This window comes from Streptomyces sp. HP-A2021 (assembly GCF_022807935.1).
GTDB lineage: Bacteria > Actinomycetota > Actinomycetes > Streptomycetales > Streptomycetaceae > Streptomyces > Streptomyces afghaniensis.
The window spans coordinates 8457885-8477828 of the sequence record NZ_CP094344.1; the positions used below are offsets into that span (position 1 = coordinate 8457885).

Here is a 19944-nt window from a genome sequence, read left to right on the forward strand (position 1 = left end):
CCGACGGCGGCCCTCAGGGTTCGACATGGATCTTGGGGCCGGGCCCGCAGCCGGCCGGGCGCTCGCCGGCGAGGACGGGGCCCACCTCGTCGAGGCCCACGGTCGCGGCGACCAGCGGCCTCGGGTCGACCGACCCGGCGGCGTACGCCCGGATGGTGGCGTCGAGGCCGGGGGAGGCGGACAGGAGACCCGTCGCGATCACGTCCTTGAGGACGAGCGTGCGGGTGTCGATCCTGCTCGGTTCGCCGGCCAGCCCGATGTACACGAGACGGCCCCCTGGCTCGACCAGCTCCAGGGCCAGATCCGGCAGCGAGGCGGCGTTCGAGGCGTCGACCACCGCGTCGAAGGGCACGTCCGGCACGGACTCCTCCGTCCATACGTGCTCGAAGCCCAGGGAGCGCGCGAAGGCGAGGGAGCTCTCGGTGGTGCCCATGAGGTGCACCTCGGCACCGGAGGCGCGCAGGAACATCGCCACCAGCAGCCCGATCGTGCCCGGGCCCAGGACCAGGGCGCGGTCCCCGGGCGCCGGCGCGGCGGCCCGGGCGGCGCGCAGGGCGTTGCCGCCGGGCTCGACGAGCGCGCCGAGCACGGCGTCGACGGAGTCGGGCAGGGCGTGCAACGAGGAGGCGGGAACGGCGAGTTGTTCCGCCAGCGCGCCGGGCAGGCCCCCGCGGATGCCGACCTCCCGACGCTGCTCGCACACGTGCCGGCGGCCGCGCCGGCAGCGGCGGCAGGAGCCGCAGCCGAGCATGGTGTCGCCCATGACACGGCGGCCGAGCCAGGCGGGATCGACACCGTCACCCACCGCCGCCACCCGCCCGGCCCACTCGTGGCCCGGCCGCATCGGGTAGGTGGAGTGGCCTTGGTGGAGGTAGGCCATGGCGCCGGTGAAGAACTCCGCGTCCGTGCCGCACACACCGGCCCGCTCGACGTCGACGACGACCTCACCGGGACCGGCCACCGGCGCCGGAAGCTCCTGGACCTCGTACGCGCCGGGCCCGGTCAGGACGAACGCGCGCATCACAGGGCGGCGCACGATGGGCGTTTCGCGCGGTCGACCGTCTGCCTATGCTTCATGACGTTCCGGAATCTAGACCGCTGTACCGTCCATTGGAAGGGCTCCATGGAGAGACTCCGCAGCGCGCAGTGGTACGAGGGACAGGATCGCAACGCCTACATCCACCGGGCCTGGATGCGGCGCGGCGTGCCCGGCGACGCGTTCACCGGCCGGCCGCAGATCGCCATCGCCAACACCGCCTCGGACCTGACTCCTTGCAACGCGCATCTGAACGAGGTCGCGGCCTCGGTGCGCAACGGCGTGTACGAGGCGGGCGGCATCCCGCTGGACCTGCCGGTGGTGTCGCTGGGTGAGACCCAGGTGCGGCCCACCGCCATGCTGTGGCGGAACATGGCGGCGATGGCCACGGAGGAGATGCTGCGGGCCAACCCCGTCGACGGCGTCGTCCTGCTCGGCGGCTGCGACAAGACGATCCCGTCACTGCTCATGGCCGCCGCCTCGGTGGACCTGCCGGCGGTGGTGGTCCCCGGCGGACCGATGCTCAACGGCACCTTCCGCGGCGGTCTGCTGGGCTGCGGCACCGGTGTGTGGCAGCTGTCGGAGGAGGTCCGCGCGGGCACGCTCTCCCAGGAGGAGTTCACCCGCTCCGAGTCGGCGATGATCCGCAGCCGCGGCCACTGCAACACGATGGGCACGGCCTCGACGATGGCGCTGGTGGCGGAGGCGCTCGGCACGGTCGTCCCCGGCACGGCCGGGACCCCCGCCCCCGACAGCCGGTTGCTGGAGGCCGCGCACCACACCGGGCGGCTCGCGGTGGACATGGTGGGTGCCGGCCGGCGGCCCGCGACGTTCCTGACCGAGGCGTCCTTCCGCAACGCGATCGTCGCGCTGGCCGCCATCGGCGGCTCGACCAACGCCGTCGTCCATCTCCTGGCCGTCGCGGGCCGGCTGGGCGTCGACCTCTCGCTCGACGACTTCGACCGCATCGGCTCCCGCGTGCCGGTCCTGGTGGACCTCCAGCCGGCCGGCCGCTTCCTCATGGAGGACTTCCACCGCGCCGGCGGCCTGCTCGCCGTGCTGCGCGAGGTACGCGACCTGCTCGACCCCGACGCGCTGACCGTCACCGGCAGACCGCTCGCCGCCTGCCTCGACGACGCCGAGATCTGGGACGGCGAGGTCATCCGCACCCGCGACCGGCCGCTGGTCGCCGAGGGCGGCATCGCCGTCCTGCGCGGCAACCTCGCACCCGACGGCGCGCTCGTCAAACCGGCCGCCGCCTCCCCGCACCTGCTCCGGCACCGGGGCCGGGCCGTCGTCTTCGACAGCATCGAGGACTTTCGCGCCCGGATCGACGACCCCGGTCTCGACGTCGACGCCGACTCCGTCCTGGTGCTGCGCGGCTGCGGCCCCAAGGGCTATCCGGGCATGCCCGAGGTCGCCAACATGCCCCTGCCGAAGAAGCTCCTCGCTCAGGGCGTCCGGGACATGGTCCGGGTCTGCGACGGCCGGATGAGCGGCACCGCCTACGGCACGGTCGTCCTGCACGTGGCCCCCGAGGCGGCGGCCGGCGGGCCCCTCGCCCTCGTACGGACCGGGGACTTCATCGCCCTCGACGTCGAGGCACGCCGCATCGACGTCGACGTGCCGGACGCCGAACTCGCCCGCAGGGCCCCCGCCAAGGCCACCGTCACCGGCTTCGCCGCTCCCCGGCGCGGCTGGGAACGCCTCTACGTCGACCACGTCCTGCAGGCCGACACCGGAGCCGACCTCGACTTCCTCGTCGGCTCCAGCGGCTCCGAGGTGTCCCGTGAGTCGCACTGACACCGGATCACCCCGGGGATTCACCACGTCACGGGCAGCTCCGTGACGCCACCGGTGAGGGTGGTGCGCACCTCCAGCTCGTCCAGCTCCTTGGCGAGCCGCAGCCCGGGCAGACGGCGGGCCAGCGTGGCGAAGACGATGCGCAACTCCACCCGGGCCAGGCTCGCGCCGATGCAGAAGTGCACGCCGTGGCCGAAACCCAGGTGCGTGCGCTCGGGGCGGTCGGGGTCGAAGGTCTCGGCGTCCGTGTAGACGGAGGCGTCGCGGTTGGCGGAGTTGACCGAAAGGATCACGGCGTCGCCGCGCCGGATGGTGACACCGGCGACGTCGACGTCGGTGTGCGCGTACCGCAGCAGCCCGAGGTCGCCGGGCGCGCCCAGGCGCATGATCTCCTCGACGGTGGCGTCGACCCGGCCGTCGGGGTCGGCGGTCAGCGCCTGCCACTGGTCGGGACGAGTGAGCAGGAAGAGCGTGCCCAGGCCGATGCGGTTGACCGTGGTCTCGTGGCCGGCGAACAGCAGCCCGACGCAGAGCTGGATCATGTCGGCGTAGTCGTAGTCCGCGTCGGTGCTCTGCGCGCGCACGAGGTCGGAGATCACGTCCTCGCCCGGCTGCGCGCGCTTGGTCTCGGCGAGTTTGGTCATGTACGCGTTGAACTCGTCCCGCGCACGGTGGGCTTCGTCGCCGATGGCGTAGTTGGACATGCGCTCCGACAGCGACGCGAAGAGCTCACGGTCGCTCTCGCGCACTCCGAGCAGCCGGCAGATGACCGCGACCGGCAGCGGGAAGGCCAGCCCGGCGTGGAGGTCGACGACCCGGTCGGGGGCGGCGGCGTGCTCGGTGATCAGCCGGTCGACGCACGTGTCGACCAGGTGCTGGACGTGGTCGGAGAGCATCCGCATCCGCTTGGCCGAGAACGCCGGGGTCAGCAGCCGGCGCATCCGGGTGTGGTCGGCCTCCTCGGTGTCGTAGTTGCCCGTGGGGCCGTCCAGGACCGCGGCGGACGTCAGTCGTGAAGCCCGGTCCGGCTCGGGGTGGGAGCGGCCGAGTCGCTTGTCGCCGAGCAGGTCGCGCACCTCCTCGAAGCGGGTGACCAGCCAGGCGGGGTCACCGGCCGGTGTGGTGACCGGCGTGACCGGTGCCTCGCGGCGCAGTACGTCGTACAGCGGCGCGAGGTCGAGAACGTTGGGCCTCGGGAAGGGCAGTTGCTGACGCTCGGCGGCAACGCTCATGGCGCTCCTCCTGTGATCTCCGCATGCGATCTTCGAGCCGCCCCGACCGTAGCAGTTTATTGGCAGTAACTGTCATTAAAGTTTCGGCCAGTCGTCGCCCCTGTCGCACGCGTGTTTAGATCGCCTGATGGAGGACGTCAGGGTGGACAGCGCTCGTACATCCCGCCGGGGCCGGCCGCCGGTGAGCGACGAGCAGCGCGGGCGGCAACGCCTCGACATCTCCCGCCACGCGGTCCGGCTGTTCGCCCAGCAGGGCGTGGCCGCCACCTCCGGCGAGCAGATCGCGCGGGCCGCCGGGGTCTCCGAGCGCACGCTGTGGCGCTACTTCCCCACCAAGGAGAGCTGCGTCGAACCGCTGCTCACGAAGATGCTCGACGCCTTCCGCACGGTCCTGCACGCCTGGCCGCCCGGAGCCGGCCTGATCGAGCACCTGCGCGCGGCCTACCGGCCCGTCCTGGACTCGTCATCCGGTGAGGACGTCGAGGCGGTTCTCGCCGTGGTCCGGATGACCCATGACGAACCCGCGCTGCGCGCCGCCTACCTCGTGCTCCGGGAGCGCGCGGAAGAGACGTTCACCGAAGTGCTCGCCGCACGCATGGGCTTGCCGCCCGAGGCGTTCGAGGTGCGCGTGCAGGCCGCCACCATGAACGCCGTGCTCAAGGTCGCCGCCGACGAGTTCGCCCGTGTGACGGCCGGCCGGGGCATCACCCCCGAGGTGCTGAACGATCACCGCGAACAACTCGCCCACGCGCTCGGCCTCGTCACCAGGAGACTCTCGGGCACGGACACCGACTGAGGAGCCGTGCACTTGGCCTCGACCCGGCCCCGACCGTGGTACCCGGTGGTGCCGAAGCTCAGGCGGTGGCCTGGGGCCCGGCCGGGCTGAGGTAGTGCACGGCGGTCCGCGCGGTGTGCGGGGCGAGCAGGCCCTGCAACTCCTCCGCCGCGACCTTGAGGAGGTCGCCGTCGCGGGTGGCGTGGAGCGTTTCGAGGACGAAGGCGACGTGCGCGGAGTCCTCGGTGACTCGCGTGCGGTGGGCGTCGCGGTGGTTCCAGTGGCGCGTCAGGACGCCGGTGGCGTCCGCGTAGACGACCTCGCCGGGCTTGGGGTGCTCGACGGTGCCGGGTTCGCCGAGCGGGGTGAAGGACTCGCTGCCGTCGGCGTGACGGATGGCGACGTCCCCGGCGACGTGGTCCAGGTCGAAGGCGCCGGCGGGCAGGCCGTGGCGGACGGAGACGGCGTTGTAGGAGTCGACCGCCGGGTTGATACGCGGCAGCGTTCCCTTCTTGGCGAGGCGGCGGCCGAGCGCGTCGACGCTGGGGCGGATGCGGCGCGGGTTGGTGCCGAACGAGCGGTAGGCGGTGTGCCAGGCCTCGATACGCGGGTCGGTCTCGTCGGCGGGCTGCCACGTGCCGTCGGCGAGTTGCTGCTCGAGTTCCTCCAGGGCGGTGGCGGTGTGCGGCCAGGGTTCGCGGCCGCGCAAGCCGGTGGCGGTGACCAGGGCGATGAGGGTGTCGGGGAACGCCTCCGCTACGGCGGGGGTGAGGTGGAAGGTGGGCACGGCGGTTTTCCGTTTCTCGACTCGGGGGCGGGCCTTGGTTCGGTGGTGCACGGGAGCGGGGCCGCTCAGGGCCGGGGCTGCTCAGGTCAGGGCGAGGAGGCTGACCGCGACGGCGGCCGTGCCGAGGCCGACGAGCTGGCCCCGGTGGATCCGTTCGGCCAGCACGCCGCGGGCGAGCAGGACCGTACCGGCCGGGTAGAGGGCGGTGATCACGGCGACGACGGCGAGATCCCCGCTGCGGGCGGCCAGCAGGAACAGCAGGTTCGCCACGGAGTCCAGCGCACCCGCGGCGGCGGACATGGCGTACGCGGGCCGCTCGGCGCCCAGCCTGCGGTACATCAGCCCCGCCGCGGCCAGGGTGACGGCCGAGGAGACCGCCCGGCCGACGATCAGCGGGGCGACCCCGCTGTCGGACGGCGCCTGGTGCAGGCAGACCAGCTGGAGGGCGATGGCGGCGCCCGCGCCGAAGGCCGACAGCAGCGCCCTACGGGAGGGGCGCGCCGTGCCCGCGCCGTGCCCGGCACTGACCAGCACGACCGCCACCAGCGCGAGCGGCAGTCCCAGCAGCCCCGCGGCGGCCAGGTGCTCGCCCTGGACCAGGCCCACACCGACGGGCAGTGCGGCGGACACCAGGGCGGTCACGGGCGACAGCACGTTCATCGGACCGATCGCCAGCGTGCGGTAGAGCAGGGCGAACGCGGCGGCGGAGGCGACCCCGGACGCGGCACCCCAGCCGAGGGCGCCGGCGCTGAACGAGGCTCCGAGCACCGGCCACAGCAACAGCTCGACCGCGAGGCTCGCCGGAGCAGCGATCATCACGGTGCGCAGCACATGAGCCCTGCGGGCGCCGAGGCCGCCGAGGAAATCGGCGCATCCGTAGGCGAGCGAGCTGCCCAGGGCCAGCAGCAGAGCGATCACGGCACATCCCTTACCATTCAGTGGAACGACCAGAACGTACAACAGAACGACCGTCCTGTGTCAACCAAACGACCGGACGGTGCAGTCGAATGTTCCAGCCGGCAAGGATGGTGATCAGGTGGCCGAGACAGCCGCAGCCCTGCGGACGGTCGCGCACAACGTCCGGGCGGCCCGTATCCGCGCGGGCCTCACGCTGGAGGAACTCAGCCGGCGCGCCCAGGTCAGCAAGGGCGCCCTGGTGGGACTGGAGAAAGCGCAGGGCAACCCCAACCTGGCCACCCTGGTCCGGCTGGCCGACACCCTCGGCATCTCGGTGTCCGCCCTGATGCAGGGATCGCCCGAAGGCCGTGTCCGTGTCGTGTCCGCCGAGGCCGTGGCCCCCCTGTGGACCGGGGAGCGGGGCAGCGAGGCCCGGCTGATGCTGACGACGTCGGGGCCGGCGCCGGTCGAGGTCTGGCGCTGGCGGCTGGAACCGGGTGAGGAGTACCCCAGTCACCCCCACCAGGGCGGCGTCGTGGAAACCGTCAGCGTCACCTCCGGCCGGATGACCCTGATCGTCGACGGCACCGAGCACATCGTCGAGGCGGGCCAGACCGCCACGTTCGACGGCGACACCCCGCACACCTATCGCGGCTCGGGCACCGAGGCCTGCCACCTGATCATGACGGTCCATCTGCCGCCGGGCCCGGCCCCGGCGAGCTGACGAGGACCCGGCGAACGCCGGAGGACTCTTCGCGGAACTCGTCTCCCTGTCGCAGGACCGGTGACGCACCACCCGCCCCCGCATCGACGTGGACGGACCCGTCGGAAACCGGGTGCGGACCGTCGGTGCGGTGGTGTGTGATCGGGGGCATGGCGATCGTGTTGGGCAAGCCGGGAGTCGACGGGCTGAGCGAGGCCGTGGGCGTGCTGCGGGACTGGCAGTACGACGGGGCGCCGATGCAACTGCATCCGGGGGACCTCGGATGGTTCTGGCGGTCGGGTGCGGAGGCGACCGCCGAGGCGGTCAGGACGTGGAGGCGGGACGGACGGATCCTCGCCGTCGGGCTGCTGGACGGTCCCGGGCTGCTGCGGCTGACGATCGCGCCGGACGCTTGGCGGGACGAGGAGCTGGCGCAGCGGCTGGTCGACGACGTGACCGGGCCGGAGCACGGCGTGCTGCCCGCGGGGGAGGCGAACATCGAGGCGCCGATGGGCGCACTGGTCCAGGATCTGCTGTCCGAGGACGGCTGGGACGTCGACGAGCCCTGGACGCCGCTGCGCCGTGACCTCACGGAGCCGGTGGGGGACCCGGACGTGCGGATCGAGGTGGTCGGGCCGGAACAGGCGCACGTGTTCGCCGCCGTGCATCGGGCGGCGTTCGAGGGGTCGAGGTTCACGCACGAGCGCTGGCACGCGATGGCGGCCGGTTCGCCGTACGCCGACGCCCGGTGTCTGGTCGCGTACGACGACCAGGGCAACGGCGTGGCGGCGGTGACGGTGTGGTCGGCCGGTCCGGGTAAGCCCGGGTTGCTCGAACCGATGGGCGTGCACCGGGACCATCGCCGTCTCGGCCACGGCGGGGCGATCACCGTCGCCGCGGCGGCCGCACTCCAGGAGCTGGGCTCGTCGAGCGCACTCGTCTGCACCCCGAGCTCCAACTCCGGCGCCGTCGCCACCTACACGTCAGCCGGCTTCCAACGCCTCCCCGAGGTCCGGGACCGGCACCGGACCTCCTAGGTGTATTGACCCGGGGCGTTGTTCACTCGGGCCTGACTGCCGCCTGTGACGCGAAGAAGGTCCAGTTTCCCCGCGCCGCTGCTTCCGGCCGCCGCCGTGTAGGTGACCATGCGCAGGTCGGCGCCGGGGACGATGAGGACGTCGCAGTCGAGCAGGATGTCGCCGATCCGCGGATGCCGGATCGTCTTGCGGTCGGTCGTGTGCTGCGCGGCGGCCGTAGGGGTGGCCCACTGGTGAGCGAAGGCGTCGGATGTTTCCCGCAGTTCCCGCACGAGACGATCGAGCTGGGCGTCAGCGGGGTAGCGGGAGGCGGCGTCCTTGAGGTCGGCGACGATCGACGCCGCGAGGGCGTCCGGTCCACGCTCGGACCGTACGGGGAGCATCGAGGCGCGTGCGGCGCCGTCGCCGAAGAGTGCACGGGCGAGGTTGCGTTCGGCGGTCGGGAGAACGGCCGGGTCCCCGTGCAGGGCGCTCCACATGGTGTTCCACCACACCAGGGTCCAGTCGGCGGTGAACACGCCGATCGGAACGTCGCCGAGGCGAACGGCGAGCCGTTGGACGCCCGCGGGCACGTGGGTGCTGACCGTCCCGTCCTGCGGCGGCAGGAGCCCGGCGCCGCGGTACAGCTGGTCACGCTCGGTGCGGGAGAGCTGAAGGGCCCGGGCGAGAGCGCCGACGACCTGGGACGAGGGGTTCTTCGCGCGTCCCTGTTCCAGGCGCAGCACGTAGTCGACGGAAAGCCCGGCCAGTTGCGCCAGTTCCTCGCGGCGCAGACCCAGGGCACGGCGGCCGTCCGTCACGGTGAAGCCGGCGTCCGCCGGGGAGAGGCGGTCGCGCCAGGCGCGCAGGAGTCCGGGGAAGCCGGATCGGGAGGGAGCCATGGGGCCATTCTCGCCGCGCGGCGGCACATCAGCCTGGGTACTGCCAGTCCTGGTGACGGGGACGGCACTGGCTGGCAGTGGCACACCCGGCGAACGTGGACATGCGCCCGAGCCGGGCGCCGACGCCGTTCACTGAAGGAGCCCCCATGAAGCACACCATCGTGATGACGGGCGCGAGCCGCGGGATCGGCCGCGTCGCCGCGGGGCACATCCTGCGCCGGTCGACGGACGTGCACTTCCTCGTCGTCGCCCGCGGATCCTCCGGTGCACAGCTCGCCGCGGAACTCGCCACGGGTGGGCACGAGGTCTCGCACGTCCCGGCGGACCTCGGCTCGCTGGACAGCGTCCGCTCGGCCGCCACCGGGATCCGTGACCGGCTCGATCACGGTGAACTGCCGCCGCTGCGCGGCTTCGTGGGCAACGCGGGCATCCAGTACACGAACGCACTCACCGAGGGACCGGAAGGGCTCGAGTCCACCTTCACGGTCAACGTGCTCGCCAACCACCTGTTCGTCCGCCTGCTCCAGGACCGCTTCGCCGCTCCCGCCCGGATCGTGATCACCGCCAGCGACACCCACTTCGGCGACTTCAGGCACAACCTGGGCATGGTGCCGGGCCCGGCCTGGAGGTCCCCGGACGTTCTCGCCCGCACCGGTGCCTTCGCCGAGCCGGACACCGCGGCCGCCGGGCGCACCGCGTACTCCACGAGCAAGCTTGCCGTCATCCATCTCGTGCACGAGTACGCGCGCCGCCTGCCGGCCGGGATCGACGCGGTCGCCTACAACCCGGGCTTCGTCCCCGGCACCGGCCTCGCCCGCCACGCCGACCCCGTCTCCCGGTTCGCGATGCGGCGCATCCTGCCGATGATGACCCTCACCCCGTTCGCCACCAGCCGCGACGCCGCAGGCCGTTACCTCGCCGACGTCGTCCTGGGCACGACCGTGGCGCCCACCGGCTCCTACGTCGACCGCAACCGTGTGGACCGCTCGTCCGAGGAGTCCTACGACCCACGGCGCGAAGGCGAACTCTGGGCTGCCGCCGAACGGTTGACCGCAGCCTGAGCAAGTCCCGGCCGCGGGTATGGCCCTCGACGGCCGCCCGCCCAACACTGGGGGAACGCGGGCGAGTCGGGGGAGGAAGCGGCATGGCGGCGAGTACGGAATCACCGCAGGCGGCGTTACCGGAGCGGCGGCGGCCGGAGTTGGACGCGATGCGGATGCTGGTGGTGATCGGGCTGGTCTTCTTCCACTCGGCGCTGGTGTTCGCGACCGAGGGCGACTTCTACGTCAGGAACACCGAGACCACCGAAGCCATCACGGTCATTGCCGGGTTCGGGGTCGTCTGGGCGATGCCGCTGCTGTTCCTGATCTCCGGTCTGGGTGCCTGGCACTCACTGCAGCGCCGTGGCGCGGGCACCTTCGCCACAGAGCGGTTGCTCCGGCTGGGCGTACCCCTGCTCGTCGGGACCCTCCTTCTGAACCCGCTCCCGCAGTGGCTGCGGCAGCGCTCGACCGACCCCGGCCACGGCGAGTCGTACGCCGACTTCCTGCCCCGCTTCTTCGACGTGCGCGTGGAGTTCGACGAGTTCCCCTTCTTCGTCCAGGGTGAGCACTTCGAGACCGGCCATCTCTGGTTCGTCGTGCTCCTGCTGGCGTTCTCCCTGATGCTGGCGCCCCTGCACCGCTTCCTGCCCCACGAGCCCTTCCGCCGGCTCGCCGACCGCGTGGCCGCCGTGACCCTGCGCCGACGAGGCGTCGTACTGCTCCCGGCCCTCGCCTTCGCCGCCATCTGCGCCTTCGCCGGCATGGAGGAGGACTACGCGGGCTGGCACCGCTGGTCGTACCTCCTCTTCTTCGCCGCAGGCTTCACCCTCGCCACCGACACCCGCTTCCGCGCCGTCATGCGTCGTGACGCACGCGCCACGGCCTGTCTCGGCGCCCTCCTGTTCACGGCAGCCGCCCCCGGTTTCACCACGGCCGACGACCCCTTCACCGCGACGACCCCCCTGGCCGTCGTCTCCCGGGCCCTGTTCGGGGCGGCGGGCTGGTGCCTGGTGGTCGCCATCCCGGGCCTCCTCGACCGCCCCCGCCGACAGCCACCCCAGGAGCCCCGGACTCCGACGGCTCCGACGACGCGTCAGCGCATCTACGGGTACCTCGCCGCCGCCGTCCTTCCGCTGTATGTCCTCCACCAGCCGATCGTCGTCGCCGTCGCCTACTTCGTGGTGGGCTGGGCGGCGCCGATTCCGGTCGAGTACGTGGCGCTGGTGACGATCTCCCTCGCCCTGACGCTGGCGGCGTACGAAATGCTGGTGCGCAGGACGCGGGTGACGCGATTCCTGTTCGGGATGCGGGGCTGAGGAGGCCGCCTCGTCAGTCCGTGGCCGCCACGGGTGCGGTCCTCCTGCGGGCGCGGTACGCGGCCGCCTTGATCTTGTTGCCGCACGAGTCCATCCCGCACCACTGCCGTCGCATGCCCCGCGAGCGGTCGAGGTAGACGCGGGTGCACTCCGGGTTGCCGCATTCCTTGAGCAGGGGCACATCCGGCCCGCTCAGGAGCTCGACGGCGTGGCGCGCCACCATGGAGAGGGCTTCGTCCGGCGTCGCCTGCGTCCATCGGCCCGAGGGGGTGAGCTGCGGCACCGCGGGCGGCTTGCGTGCCGCGTTGTTCACGAGGGTCAGCGCCGTCCCGTCGTACCCCTGACCGAGCCGGCGGGCGGTGACCAACAGGTAGATCGCTTCCCGTACGGTCTTCGCCCGCTCGACGTCGGCCTCCTGGCCGGGGGAGACCGCGTCGACGATGCCCGATTCCACGTACCAGGCGTTCAGCCTCTCCGGCGTCACGAACATCTCGGAGCGCGCCGAACGGCGCGCCCGGAGCGTGGCGGCGAAGTCCAGTGCCGGGTTCCCGCATACGAAGACATGGTCGAGGTTCACCTCACCATTCTGGCCGGTGCGGTACCGGGCGGGCGCTGCGACTCAGAGGGTGGTGAAGGACCGTGTCAGGCCGCTGTGCCGACCGGCGAGCCCGCCCGGGCCGACTGCCCTACGACGTGACGGCGGCGGGTCGGCAGGCCGAGCGTCGGGTTGGCGACCCCCCAGACCGCTCCCTTGCAGACCAGTTCCTTGTAGACGGCGGCGAGCCGGCCCGTCAGGGCCGCCCGCACGGCGCGGTCGTCGGCGGTGACGTACTGGATCAGACCTTCCCTGCGGCCCAGCGAGATGCACTGGTTGAAGTAGCGCAGCGGCGCGTTCGGGAGCTTCCCGCCGGTCAGGCGGGCCGCGATGGCGTCGGCTGCCTGCCATGCCATGGGGGTGCCGGAGGCGCACGACATCCGCAGCGGCTTGTCTCCCGGGCCCATGGCCAGGGCAGCGTCACCGATGGCGTACACGTCCGGGTGCGAGACCGAGCGCATGGTCCCGTCGACCACGATCCGGCCGGTGTCGGTGACGTCCAGGGTGGTGGCCTTCGCGATCGGGTGGACGGCGAAGCCGGTGGTCCACAGGGTGACCGCGGCGGGGATCGTCGCGCCGTCGGCGGTGGTGACGCGGTCGGCCTCGACGGCGGTGACCAAGGCGTGCTCGTGGACGGTGATGCCGAGCCTGTCGAAGACCTTCCGCAGGTGCCCGCGGCCCTTGGGCGAGAGCCAGTCGCCGAGCTCGCCGCGGGCGGCGAGGGCCACGTCGAGGTCCGGGCGGGCCTCGGCGATCTCGGTCGCGGCCTCCAGGCCGGTGAGTCCGCCGCCGACCACGACCACGGACTCCCCGGCGTCCAGGCGGGCCAGGCGCTCGCGCAACCGCAGTGCGCCGGGCCGGCCGGCGATCTGGTGGGCGTGCTCGGCGGCGCCGGGGACACCCTGGTCGTTCCAGCCGCTGCCGAGGGCGTACACGAGGGTGTCGTACTCCAGTTCCTCGGCCTCCGGTTCTCCGGGGCCGTCCTCGCCGACGACGGTGACGGTCCTGCGGTCGACGTCGACGCCGATGACCTTCGCGAGCCTCAGTTCGACGCCGGTGCCGGCGAACATCTCGCTGAAGGGCCGGGCCTTGAGGTCCTGGCCCGTCGCGAGCTGATGCATCCGGACCCGCTCGACGAAGTCGGGCTCGGCGTTGACGAGGGTGATCGCGACGTCTGCACGGTGCAGCCGCCTGGCGAGGCGGCCGGCGGCGATGGCTCCGGTGTAGCCGGCTCCGAGGACGACGATGCGGTGCTGCATGTCCGGGCTCCTGTCTCGAGCTCTTGAGCGGGATTCGCCCCTTGAACCGGGCAGCCCGCCGTTTCCTGACAGGAACGTGGTGTGAAGCACGTCACATCGTGGTCGGCGGGGTCAGAAGACCCTGAGCAGGGGATCGCCGTGGTCGGTGGCCGCCCACCGCCTGGTCGCGCGTTCGAGCTTGTCGGGGTTGACCTGATTGCGGAACGCGGCGATGCCGTCGGGGGTGACCTCCAGGCACATGACGCCGATGACCCGGCCGTCGAGCACCACGACGAGGGCGGGGTCGCCGTTGGCGCTCGTGGCGTAGACCTCGGGCGAGCCGCCGACCAGGGCGCGCTTGGCCTTGCTCGGTTTGAACAGGCCCCGCATGAACTTCGCGACCGCGAGGGCGCCCTCGAACGCCTTGGCGCGGGCCGGGACCTTCCCGCCGCCGTCGCCGACCGCGATGGCGTCCTGGGTGAGCAGCCGCACGAGCGGCTCGGTCCGGCCGCTGGTGGCGGCCGCGAGGAACTCGTCGACGATCCGCCGGGCGGCGGCCTCGTCGACCTCGGTGCGGGCCTTGCCCTGCGCGACGTGCTTCTTGGCGCGGTGGAGGATCTGCTGGCTGGCGGCCTCGGTGATGTCGAGGATCTCGGCGATCTCCCGGTGCGGGTAGTCGAACGCCTCCCGCAGGACGTACACCGCCCGCTCGTTGGGGGACAGCCGCTCCAGTACGGCCATGACCGCGTACGAGACCGATTCGCGCTGTTCGGCGGTGTCGGCAGGGCCGAGCATGGGATCCCCGGCGAGCACCGGCTCGGGCAGCCACTGGCCCACGTAGGTCTCCCGCCGCGCGCGGGCCGAGGTGAGCTGGTTGAGGCACAGGTGGGTGAGCACCTTCGTCAGCCAGGCCTCGGGGACCTCGACGCGGTCGACGTCGGTGGCCTGCCAGCGCAGGAAGGTCTCCTGCACGGCGTCCTCGGCTTCGCTCGCGGAACCGAGGAGACGGTAGGCGATGGCCTCCAGGCGGGGCCTGGCTGCCTCGAACCGGTCCACGTCGTTCATGGTCAGGGCCATGACCAGGATCCTAGCGTTGCTAGCCGTGCAGTTCGCGATAGGCGGCGACCGCGCCCGGATGAAGGGGGACGGCGCCCGTGGAGATCAGGCTGCGGGCGTCGAGGAACTGGGTGCCGAGGGCCGGGGCGGGGACGAGGCGGGTGGCCCGGCGGACCAGGACGTGGGTGAGGGCGGCGGCGACGGGGGAGGGGAGGCCGGGGCGGCAGAGCAGGAGGTTGGCGACGCCGATGGTGGAGACCTCGGGGGTCTCCCGGTACGCCCCGGCCGGCACCGTCACCGCCTCCAGGCCCGCCCCTTCCGGGCCGAGGCCTGCGCGCAGCCGGGGCAACAGGCCGGACAGGGGCAGCAGACGGATGCCGGGGCGGGTGTCGAGCCCGGACAGCACGGGGAGCGGCACACCCCCCGCGACCAGCAGCGCGTCGATCGCGCCGGCCCGCATCGCGCGGGCCGCCTCCGGCATCAGCAGATGCCGGACCTGTACGTCCGTGCCGGGCGTCAGGCCCGCGACGCGCAGCAGACGGTCGCCTAGCACGGCACCGCCGGACGCGGGCGCGCCCAGCGAGACCGTGCGGCCCGCCAGGTCGGACACGGTGTGCAGGGGTGCCTCGGCGCGCACGGCCAGCTGGACGTAGTTCTCGTAGACCCTGCCGATCGCGCACAGCGGGACGCGGCGGCCGAACGGTGCGGTGCCGCCGTACGCCGCCCACGCGATGTCCGACAGGGCCAGGGCCACGTCGGCCCGGCGGGCCCGGAGCAGCCGTACGTTGGCCACGCTGCCCTCGCTGTTGACCACCTCGCAGGACAGCCGGGGGTAGGCGGCCGTGACCTGGGCCGCGAGGAGTCGGCCGAAGGCCGCGTAGAACCCGTCGGTCTCGCCGGTCGCGATCCTCACAAGGCCCTCCGGGCCCCTGTCCGCATGCCGCGCGTCCGCCGCCGCGGAGCCAGCGAGCAGGCCGGTGCCCGCCGCGCCGAGTGCGGCGCGCAGCACGGTGCGACGGGTCGTGGGGCGGGCGGGGCCGGTCATACCGCGTGCCCCTTCGGAAGCACGACCCGGACCCGCAGGCCGTGCGGTTCGGCCGCCGTGAACGCGACGTGTCCGGCGTGACCGGCCACCAGCCGCTCGGCGATCGCCAGGCCGAGGCCGCTGCCGCGTACCTCGCGGTGGCGCTCCGAGCGCCAGAAGCGGGTGCCCGCCCGGGAGAGTTCACCCGAGTCCAGGCCCGGTCCGTCGTCCTCCACCTCGAACACCGCGTCCGCGCCCTCGGTGACACAACGTGCCTCCACGCGGGCGCCGCTCCCGGCGTACTTGATCGCGTTGTCGAAGAGGATGCCGGCCACCTGGGCCAGCTCTCCCTCCGGGCAGGCCATGAGGACGGCGGGGCCGGGGGCGAACTCCAGGCGGACCCCGGCCTGTTCGGCCACCGGCTGCCACAGCCGGACCTGGGCCGCGGCGACCGCCGTGGCGTCGCAGCATGATGCCCGCGCCTTTGTGACGGCCAGTTCGCCGGCGCGGTGCTCGGCGTTCGCCAGGGCGAGCAGGTCGTCGAGGAGGTGCTCCATGCGTTCGAGCTCGGCCGTCACCCCGGTGTAGGTGCGGCCGGCCGAGGCACGCAGGTGGGGCTGGAGCGAGTCGATGCGCAGCCGCAGGGCGGCCAGGGGGTTGCGCAGCTGGTGCGAGGTGTCGGCGACGAGCCGGCGCTGCTGTTCCAGCGCGGTGCTGACCGCGTCGGCCATACGGTTGAAGCCGGTGGCCAGCTGGCGCAGCTCCGGCGGACCGCCGGCCCGCGCGTGCTCGGGCGGCAGACCGGCGGCCAGCGTGCCGACCGCACGGTCGAGACGGTGCAGCGGCCGTACGACCCACCGCGTGGCCCGGCGGGCGAGCAGCACACAGGCCACGGCGAACAGGCCGGCGCCGGCCAGGACGAGCGCCCAGCGCAGGGCGATGTCGTCCGCGGCGGCCCGCACCGAGGCCCGCAGCACCACGGCGCCGGACACCCTGGTGCCTGTGCCCACGGGACGCGCGAGCAGCCGGTCGGACCGGGACCAGGGCCGCAGCGTCCCCCCGGGCGAGACGGGCTGGTTGCGCAGCGCCGCGTCGACGAGCCGGGTGACGTCCGGGTCGGCGGCCCGCAGGCCGCCCGTCTGCACCAGCGGGGCACGGCGGGCGTCGACGACCACGACGGCCTCGCCGTACAGCTCGGTGTAGCGGCGCACATCGGCCGTGAGCGCGCCCGTGTCGTCGCTCTCGGCGGCCTGCTCGGCCAGCCCGGCGAAACGGTCGAGGTCGGCGGTGCGCGCCGCGACGAGCTGCTGGGTGCGCTGCGCGGCGGTGACGGCCAGCAGCGGGACGGCGAAGCCGGCCACGGCGAGGACCACGAAGGCCAGGACGACGGTGAGGACGCGCGTGCGCATGAACAGGGCCTGCCGTCAGTGACCGGCTCAGTCGCCGAAGCGGTAGCCGAAGCCGCGGATGGTGGTCAGCACCCCGGGGCGGCCGAGCTTGGCCCGCACCTGGGTGAGGTGCACGTCGAGCGAGCGGGACACGGCGAGGAAGGCGTCGCCCCACACCTCGTCCATCAGCTGCTGGCGGCTGACCGCCGTGCCGGCCCGGGCCGCCAGGGCGGCGAGGACCTCGAACTCCTTGGTGGTCAGCCGCACCTCCGCGCCGCCGACCGTCACCCGGCGCGCGTCGAGGTCGACCTCGACGTCGCCGGCGCGGACGGTGCGCGGAGCCGGGGCGGCGGGTGTCGTGGCGCGGCGGGTGACGGCCTCGATGCGGGCCAGCAGCTCGGCCAGCCGGACCGGCTTGACCAGATAGTCGTCGGCGCCCAGCCGCAGACCGCGCACCACCGACCGTTCGTCGCCCCGCGCGGTGAGCACCACCACCGGCAGGGCACTGACCGCGCGCAGCTTGCGCAGCACCTCCAGACCGTCCACGTCGGGCAGGCCGAGGTCGAGCAGCAGCAGGTCCGCCTGCCGGTGACGGGAGAGCACGTCCTCGCCGCGCCGCACCCGGGACGGCAGGTGGCCGTTGTCGTACAGCGCCTCGGTCAGCGCGCCCGCCACACCGTCGTCGTCCTCGGCCAGCAGCACCCGCACGGTCGCCTCCTTCCCGCCTCGTCAGCCGCGAGACCGGGAAACGTCCTCGTCCAGCGGCGACGCGTCGGAGGTCTCGCGCATCCGAATGTAGACGAGCAGCGAGATCAGGACACAGGCGGTGACGTAGTAGAAGTACCAGTTCTCGTGTCCGGCGTTCTTGAACCACAGGGCGACGTACTCGGCTGTCCCGCCGAACACGGCCACGGTCAGCGCGTACGGCAGGCCGACGCCGAGCGCCCGGATCGAGGTCGGGAACAGCTCGGCCTTCACCACCGCGCTGATCGAGGTGTACAGGGAACTGACGGCCAGCGGCACGACCATCAGCAGGAACGCGTACACCGGGTCGCTGGTGTGCGACAGCAGAGTCAGCGAGGGCACCACCACCACGGTGCCCAGCCCCCCGAACGCGATCAGCAGGGGACGCCGCCCCACCCGGTCGGAGAGCAGGCCCATGACCGGCTGGAGCACGACGAACACGAGCAGCGCGAAGAAGTTGATCCAGGCCGCCGTCGGCTTGGCGATGCCGCTGGTGTTGACCATGAACTTCTGCAGGTAGGTGGTGTACGTGTAGAAGAACAGCGTGCCGCCCATGGTCAGCCCGACGACGACCAGGCACTGCCGCGGGTAGGACAGCAGCAGCCGCAGGCTGCCGCGGGCCGGGCCGCTCTGCTCCTGCTCGCCCTCCGACGCGGCACGCTCGAAGCTCTCGGACTCGTCCATGCCGCGCCGCAGCCACAGCACGATCACCGCCCCCGCGGCGCCGACGACGAACGCGATCCGCCAGCCCCAGGACTCCATCTGCGCGGGGCTGAGCACCTGTTGCAGGACGATCTGCAGACCGAGCGCCGTCAGCTGGCCGGCGATGAGGGTGACGTACTGGAAGCTGGAGTAGTAGCCGCGGCGGCCGGGCGAGGCCACCTCGGACATGTAGGTGGCGGAGGTCGAGTACTCACCTCCCACCGACAGACCCTGGAGCAGCCGGGCGGTGACCAGGAGCACGGGGGCCGCGACCCCGATCGAGCCGTACGACGGGGTCAGCGCGACGATCAGGGAACCGGCCGCCATGAGCGTCACCGACAGTGTCAGCGCCGCGCGGCGGCCACGGCGGTCGGCGTAGCGGCCGAGGATCCAGCCGCCGATCGGCCGCATCAGGAAGCCGACGGCGAACACCGCGGCGGTGTTCAGGAGTTGGGCGGTCTGGTCCCCGGAGGGGAAGAAGACGGAGGCGAAGTAGACGCTGAAGGCGGTGTACGCGTACCAGTCGTACCACTCGATCAGGTTGCCGATCGATCCGCGCACGATGTTGCTGACGACCCTGCGTTCGTCGTGGCGCGGCTTCCGCGCACGCTCGGCGGTGGTCTGTGTGGCCATCGGAACTCCCTTGTCTGCGGCCCGGAAGCACACAGAGTCGACGGCGCGAACAGGGGCGCTCAATGCCGGGAGCCAAGTCCTTACAGTCCCTTAGGGCTCGGGGCACGCCGGGACCTGCCTCACCGCGACAGCACCGGCCGGTCGCGGGCGAAGGAGATCTTGCTATCGTGAACCGCGCGGCCTCGAACGGGGAAGAACAGGACGACCATGACTGAGTTGGACACCATCGCAAACCCGTCCGATCCGGCGGTGCAGCGGATCATCGACGTCACCAAGCCTTCGCGATCCAACATAAAGACAACGTTGATCGAGGACGTCGAGCCCCTCATGCACAGCATCACGGCCGGGGTGGAGTTCATCGAGGTCTACGGCAGCGACAGCAGTCCTTTTCCACCCGAGTTGCTGGATCTGTGCAGGCGGCAGAACGTACCGGTCCGTCTCATCGACTCCTCGATCGTCAACCAGTTGTTCAAGGGGGAGCGGAAGGCCAAGACGTTCGGCATCGCCCGCGTCCCTCGCCCGGCCAGGTTCAGCGACATCGAAAGCCGGAGTGGGGACGTCGTCGTTCTCGACGGGGTGAAGATCGTCGGCAACATCGGCGCGATAGTGCGAACGTCGCTCGCGCTCGGAGCGTCGGGGATCATCCTGGTCGACAGTGATATCACCAGCATCGCGGACCGGCGTCTGCAAAGGGCCAGCCGTGGTTACGTCTTCTCCCTTCCCGTCGTCCTCTCCGGTCGCGAGGAGGCAATTGCCTTCATTCGGGACAGCGGTATGCAGCTGATGACACTCAAGGCAGACGGCGACATTTCGGTGAAGGAACTCGGAGACCGTCCGGATCGGCTGGCCTTGTTGTTCGGCAGCGAAAAAGGCGGGCCTTCCGACCTGTTCGAGAAAGCGTCTTCCGCCTCGGTTTCGATCCCCATGATGAGCTCGACCGAGTCTCTCAACGTGTCCGTTTCCCTCGGAATCGCGCTGCACGAGCGGATCGACAGGAATCTCGCGGCCAAGCGGTAAGAGCCCACACCGTAAAGGCCCCGGAGCATGGCGTCCG

The 19944-nt window shown here is 72.2% G+C and carries 19 protein-coding genes; 7 read left to right on the plus strand and 12 right to left on the minus strand.

Annotated elements, in window-relative coordinates; all coding sequences use genetic code 11:
• Positions 1-13 precede the first annotated feature (13 nt).
• Complete coding sequence (locus tag MQE23_RS38215) at positions 14-1021, minus strand: alcohol dehydrogenase catalytic domain-containing protein (RefSeq protein ID WP_243381516.1); 1008 nt, start codon at positions 1019-1021, stop codon at positions 14-16.
• Positions 1022-1123: 102 nt separating this feature from the next.
• Between MQE23_RS38215 and MQE23_RS38220 the strand changes: the two genes are divergently transcribed.
• Positions 1124-2839, plus strand: a complete 1716-nt coding sequence (locus MQE23_RS38220; protein ID WP_243381517.1) for an IlvD/Edd family dehydratase — start codon at positions 1124-1126, stop codon at positions 2837-2839.
• Between the two features lie 20 nt (positions 2840-2859).
• Here MQE23_RS38220 and MQE23_RS38225 read toward each other — a convergent pair whose 3' ends face one another.
• Positions 2860-4071, minus strand: a complete 1212-nt coding sequence (locus tag MQE23_RS38225; protein ID WP_020271227.1) for a cytochrome P450 — start codon at positions 4069-4071, stop codon at positions 2860-2862.
• 127 nt (positions 4072-4198) lie between these two features.
• Between MQE23_RS38225 and MQE23_RS38230 the strand changes: the two genes are divergently transcribed.
• Positions 4199-4867, plus strand: coding sequence for a TetR/AcrR family transcriptional regulator (locus MQE23_RS38230; RefSeq protein ID WP_243381518.1), 669 nt, complete (start codon positions 4199-4201; stop codon positions 4865-4867).
• 58 nt (positions 4868-4925) lie between these two features.
• Here MQE23_RS38230 and MQE23_RS38235 read toward each other — a convergent pair whose 3' ends face one another.
• Positions 4926-5633, minus strand: coding sequence for a phenylalanine--tRNA ligase beta subunit-related protein (locus tag MQE23_RS38235; protein WP_243381519.1), 708 nt, complete (start codon positions 5631-5633; stop codon positions 4926-4928).
• Positions 5634-5714: 81 nt separating this feature from the next.
• The gene (locus tag MQE23_RS38240) at positions 5715-6551 is read right to left on the minus strand and encodes an EamA family transporter (protein WP_020271230.1); all 837 of its coding nucleotides are present in this window, start codon (positions 6549-6551) and stop codon (positions 5715-5717) included.
• Positions 6552-6669: 118 nt separating this feature from the next.
• On the opposite strand from MQE23_RS38240, the gene MQE23_RS38245 reads away from it, so the two are divergent.
• On the plus strand, positions 6670-7254 hold the full coding sequence (locus MQE23_RS38245; protein WP_243381520.1) for an XRE family transcriptional regulator: 585 nt from the start codon (positions 6670-6672) through the stop codon (positions 7252-7254).
• Positions 7255-7403: 149 nt separating this feature from the next.
• On the plus strand, positions 7404-8270 hold the full coding sequence (locus MQE23_RS38250) for a GNAT family N-acetyltransferase (protein WP_037667958.1): 867 nt from the start codon (positions 7404-7406) through the stop codon (positions 8268-8270).
• Here the strand turns inward: MQE23_RS38250 and MQE23_RS38255 are convergent.
• Complete coding sequence (locus tag MQE23_RS38255; protein WP_243381521.1) at positions 8267-9151, minus strand: helix-turn-helix transcriptional regulator; 885 nt, start codon at positions 9149-9151, stop codon at positions 8267-8269. The two genes, MQE23_RS38250 and MQE23_RS38255, sit on opposite strands and share 4 nt — an antisense overlap.
• A gap of 146 nt (positions 9152-9297) precedes the next feature.
• Here MQE23_RS38255 and MQE23_RS38260 point away from each other — a divergent pair, with 146 nt between their 5' ends.
• A complete protein-coding gene (locus MQE23_RS38260; protein ID WP_020271235.1) occupies positions 9298-10212 on the plus strand; it encodes an SDR family NAD(P)-dependent oxidoreductase in 915 nt (304 codons plus the stop codon).
• A gap of 83 nt (positions 10213-10295) precedes the next feature.
• Positions 10296-11510, plus strand: a complete 1215-nt coding sequence (locus MQE23_RS38265; RefSeq protein ID WP_243381522.1) for an acyltransferase family protein — start codon at positions 10296-10298, stop codon at positions 11508-11510.
• Between the two features lie 13 nt (positions 11511-11523).
• Here the strand turns inward: MQE23_RS38265 and MQE23_RS38270 are convergent, their stop codons facing one another.
• The 7 genes from MQE23_RS38270 to MQE23_RS38300 all read right to left on the minus strand — a co-directional run bounded on the left by MQE23_RS38270 (position 11524) and on the right by MQE23_RS38300 (position 18890).
• Complete coding sequence (locus MQE23_RS38270) at positions 11524-12087, minus strand: CGNR zinc finger domain-containing protein (RefSeq protein ID WP_243381523.1); 564 nt, start codon at positions 12085-12087, stop codon at positions 11524-11526.
• A gap of 65 nt (positions 12088-12152) precedes the next feature.
• Positions 12153-13364: an FAD-dependent oxidoreductase gene (locus MQE23_RS38275; protein WP_243381524.1), complete on the minus strand. Its 1212-nt coding sequence runs from the start codon at positions 13362-13364 to the stop codon at positions 12153-12155.
• A 111-nt stretch (positions 13365-13475) separates the two neighbouring features.
• Positions 13476-14420: an RNA polymerase sigma factor SigJ gene (gene sigJ, locus MQE23_RS38280; protein WP_243381525.1), complete on the minus strand. Its 945-nt coding sequence runs from the start codon at positions 14418-14420 to the stop codon at positions 13476-13478.
• A gap of 19 nt (positions 14421-14439) precedes the next feature.
• Positions 14440-15444 (minus strand): TAXI family TRAP transporter solute-binding subunit, encoded by a 1005-nt coding sequence (locus MQE23_RS38285; protein ID WP_020271241.1) that lies wholly within the window; start codon positions 15442-15444, stop codon positions 14440-14442.
• Positions 15441-16832 (minus strand): HAMP domain-containing sensor histidine kinase, encoded by a 1392-nt coding sequence (locus MQE23_RS38290; protein ID WP_243381526.1) that lies wholly within the window; start codon positions 16830-16832, stop codon positions 15441-15443. The genes MQE23_RS38285 and MQE23_RS38290 overlap by 4 nt, the downstream gene beginning before the upstream one ends.
• 27 nt (positions 16833-16859) lie before the next feature.
• Positions 16860-17519 (minus strand): response regulator transcription factor, encoded by a 660-nt coding sequence (locus MQE23_RS38295; protein WP_020275799.1) that lies wholly within the window; start codon positions 17517-17519, stop codon positions 16860-16862.
• Between the two features lie 21 nt (positions 17520-17540).
• The gene (locus MQE23_RS38300) at positions 17541-18890 is read right to left on the minus strand and encodes an MFS transporter (protein WP_020275798.1); all 1350 of its coding nucleotides are present in this window, start codon (positions 18888-18890) and stop codon (positions 17541-17543) included.
• A 207-nt stretch (positions 18891-19097) separates the two neighbouring features.
• Here MQE23_RS38300 and nshR point away from each other — a divergent pair, with 207 nt between their 5' ends.
• Positions 19098-19907, plus strand: a complete 810-nt coding sequence (nshR, locus tag MQE23_RS38305) for an NshR/TsnR family 23S rRNA methyltransferase (protein ID WP_037672193.1) — start codon at positions 19098-19100, stop codon at positions 19905-19907.
• Positions 19908-19944: the final 37 nt, after the last annotated feature.

Bases quoted from the DNA above. Each gene is read 5' to 3' on its own strand.
- MQE23_RS38215 (WP_243381516.1), bottom strand. From the start codon at position 1,021: ATGCGCGCGTTCGTCCTGACCGGGCCCGGCGCGTACGAGGTCCAGGAG.
- MQE23_RS38220 (WP_243381517.1), top strand. From the start codon at position 1,124: ATGGAGAGACTCCGCAGCGCGCAGTGGTACGAGGGACAGGATCGCAAC.
- MQE23_RS38225 (WP_020271227.1), bottom strand. From the start codon at position 4,071: ATGAGCGTTGCCGCCGAGCGTCAGCAACTGCCCTTCCCGAGGCCCAAC.
- MQE23_RS38230 (WP_243381518.1), top strand. From the start codon at position 4,199: ATGGAGGACGTCAGGGTGGACAGCGCTCGTACATCCCGCCGGGGCCGG.
- MQE23_RS38250 (WP_037667958.1), top strand. From the start codon at position 7,404: ATGGCGATCGTGTTGGGCAAGCCGGGAGTCGACGGGCTGAGCGAGGCC.
- MQE23_RS38255 (WP_243381521.1), bottom strand. From the start codon at position 9,151: ATGGCTCCCTCCCGATCCGGCTTCCCCGGACTCCTGCGCGCCTGGCGC.
- MQE23_RS38260 (WP_020271235.1), top strand. From the start codon at position 9,298: ATGAAGCACACCATCGTGATGACGGGCGCGAGCCGCGGGATCGGCCGC.
- MQE23_RS38265 (WP_243381522.1), top strand. From the start codon at position 10,296: ATGGCGGCGAGTACGGAATCACCGCAGGCGGCGTTACCGGAGCGGCGG.
- MQE23_RS38275 (WP_243381524.1), bottom strand. From the start codon at position 13,364: ATGCAGCACCGCATCGTCGTCCTCGGAGCCGGCTACACCGGAGCCATC.
- sigJ (WP_243381525.1), bottom strand. From the start codon at position 14,420: ATGGCCCTGACCATGAACGACGTGGACCGGTTCGAGGCAGCCAGGCCC.
- MQE23_RS38285 (WP_020271241.1), bottom strand. From the start codon at position 15,444: ATGACCGGCCCCGCCCGCCCCACGACCCGTCGCACCGTGCTGCGCGCC.
- MQE23_RS38290 (WP_243381526.1), bottom strand. From the start codon at position 16,832: ATGCGCACGCGCGTCCTCACCGTCGTCCTGGCCTTCGTGGTCCTCGCC.
- MQE23_RS38300 (WP_020275798.1), bottom strand. From the start codon at position 18,890: ATGGCCACACAGACCACCGCCGAGCGTGCGCGGAAGCCGCGCCACGAC.
- nshR (WP_037672193.1), top strand. From the start codon at position 19,098: ATGACTGAGTTGGACACCATCGCAAACCCGTCCGATCCGGCGGTGCAG.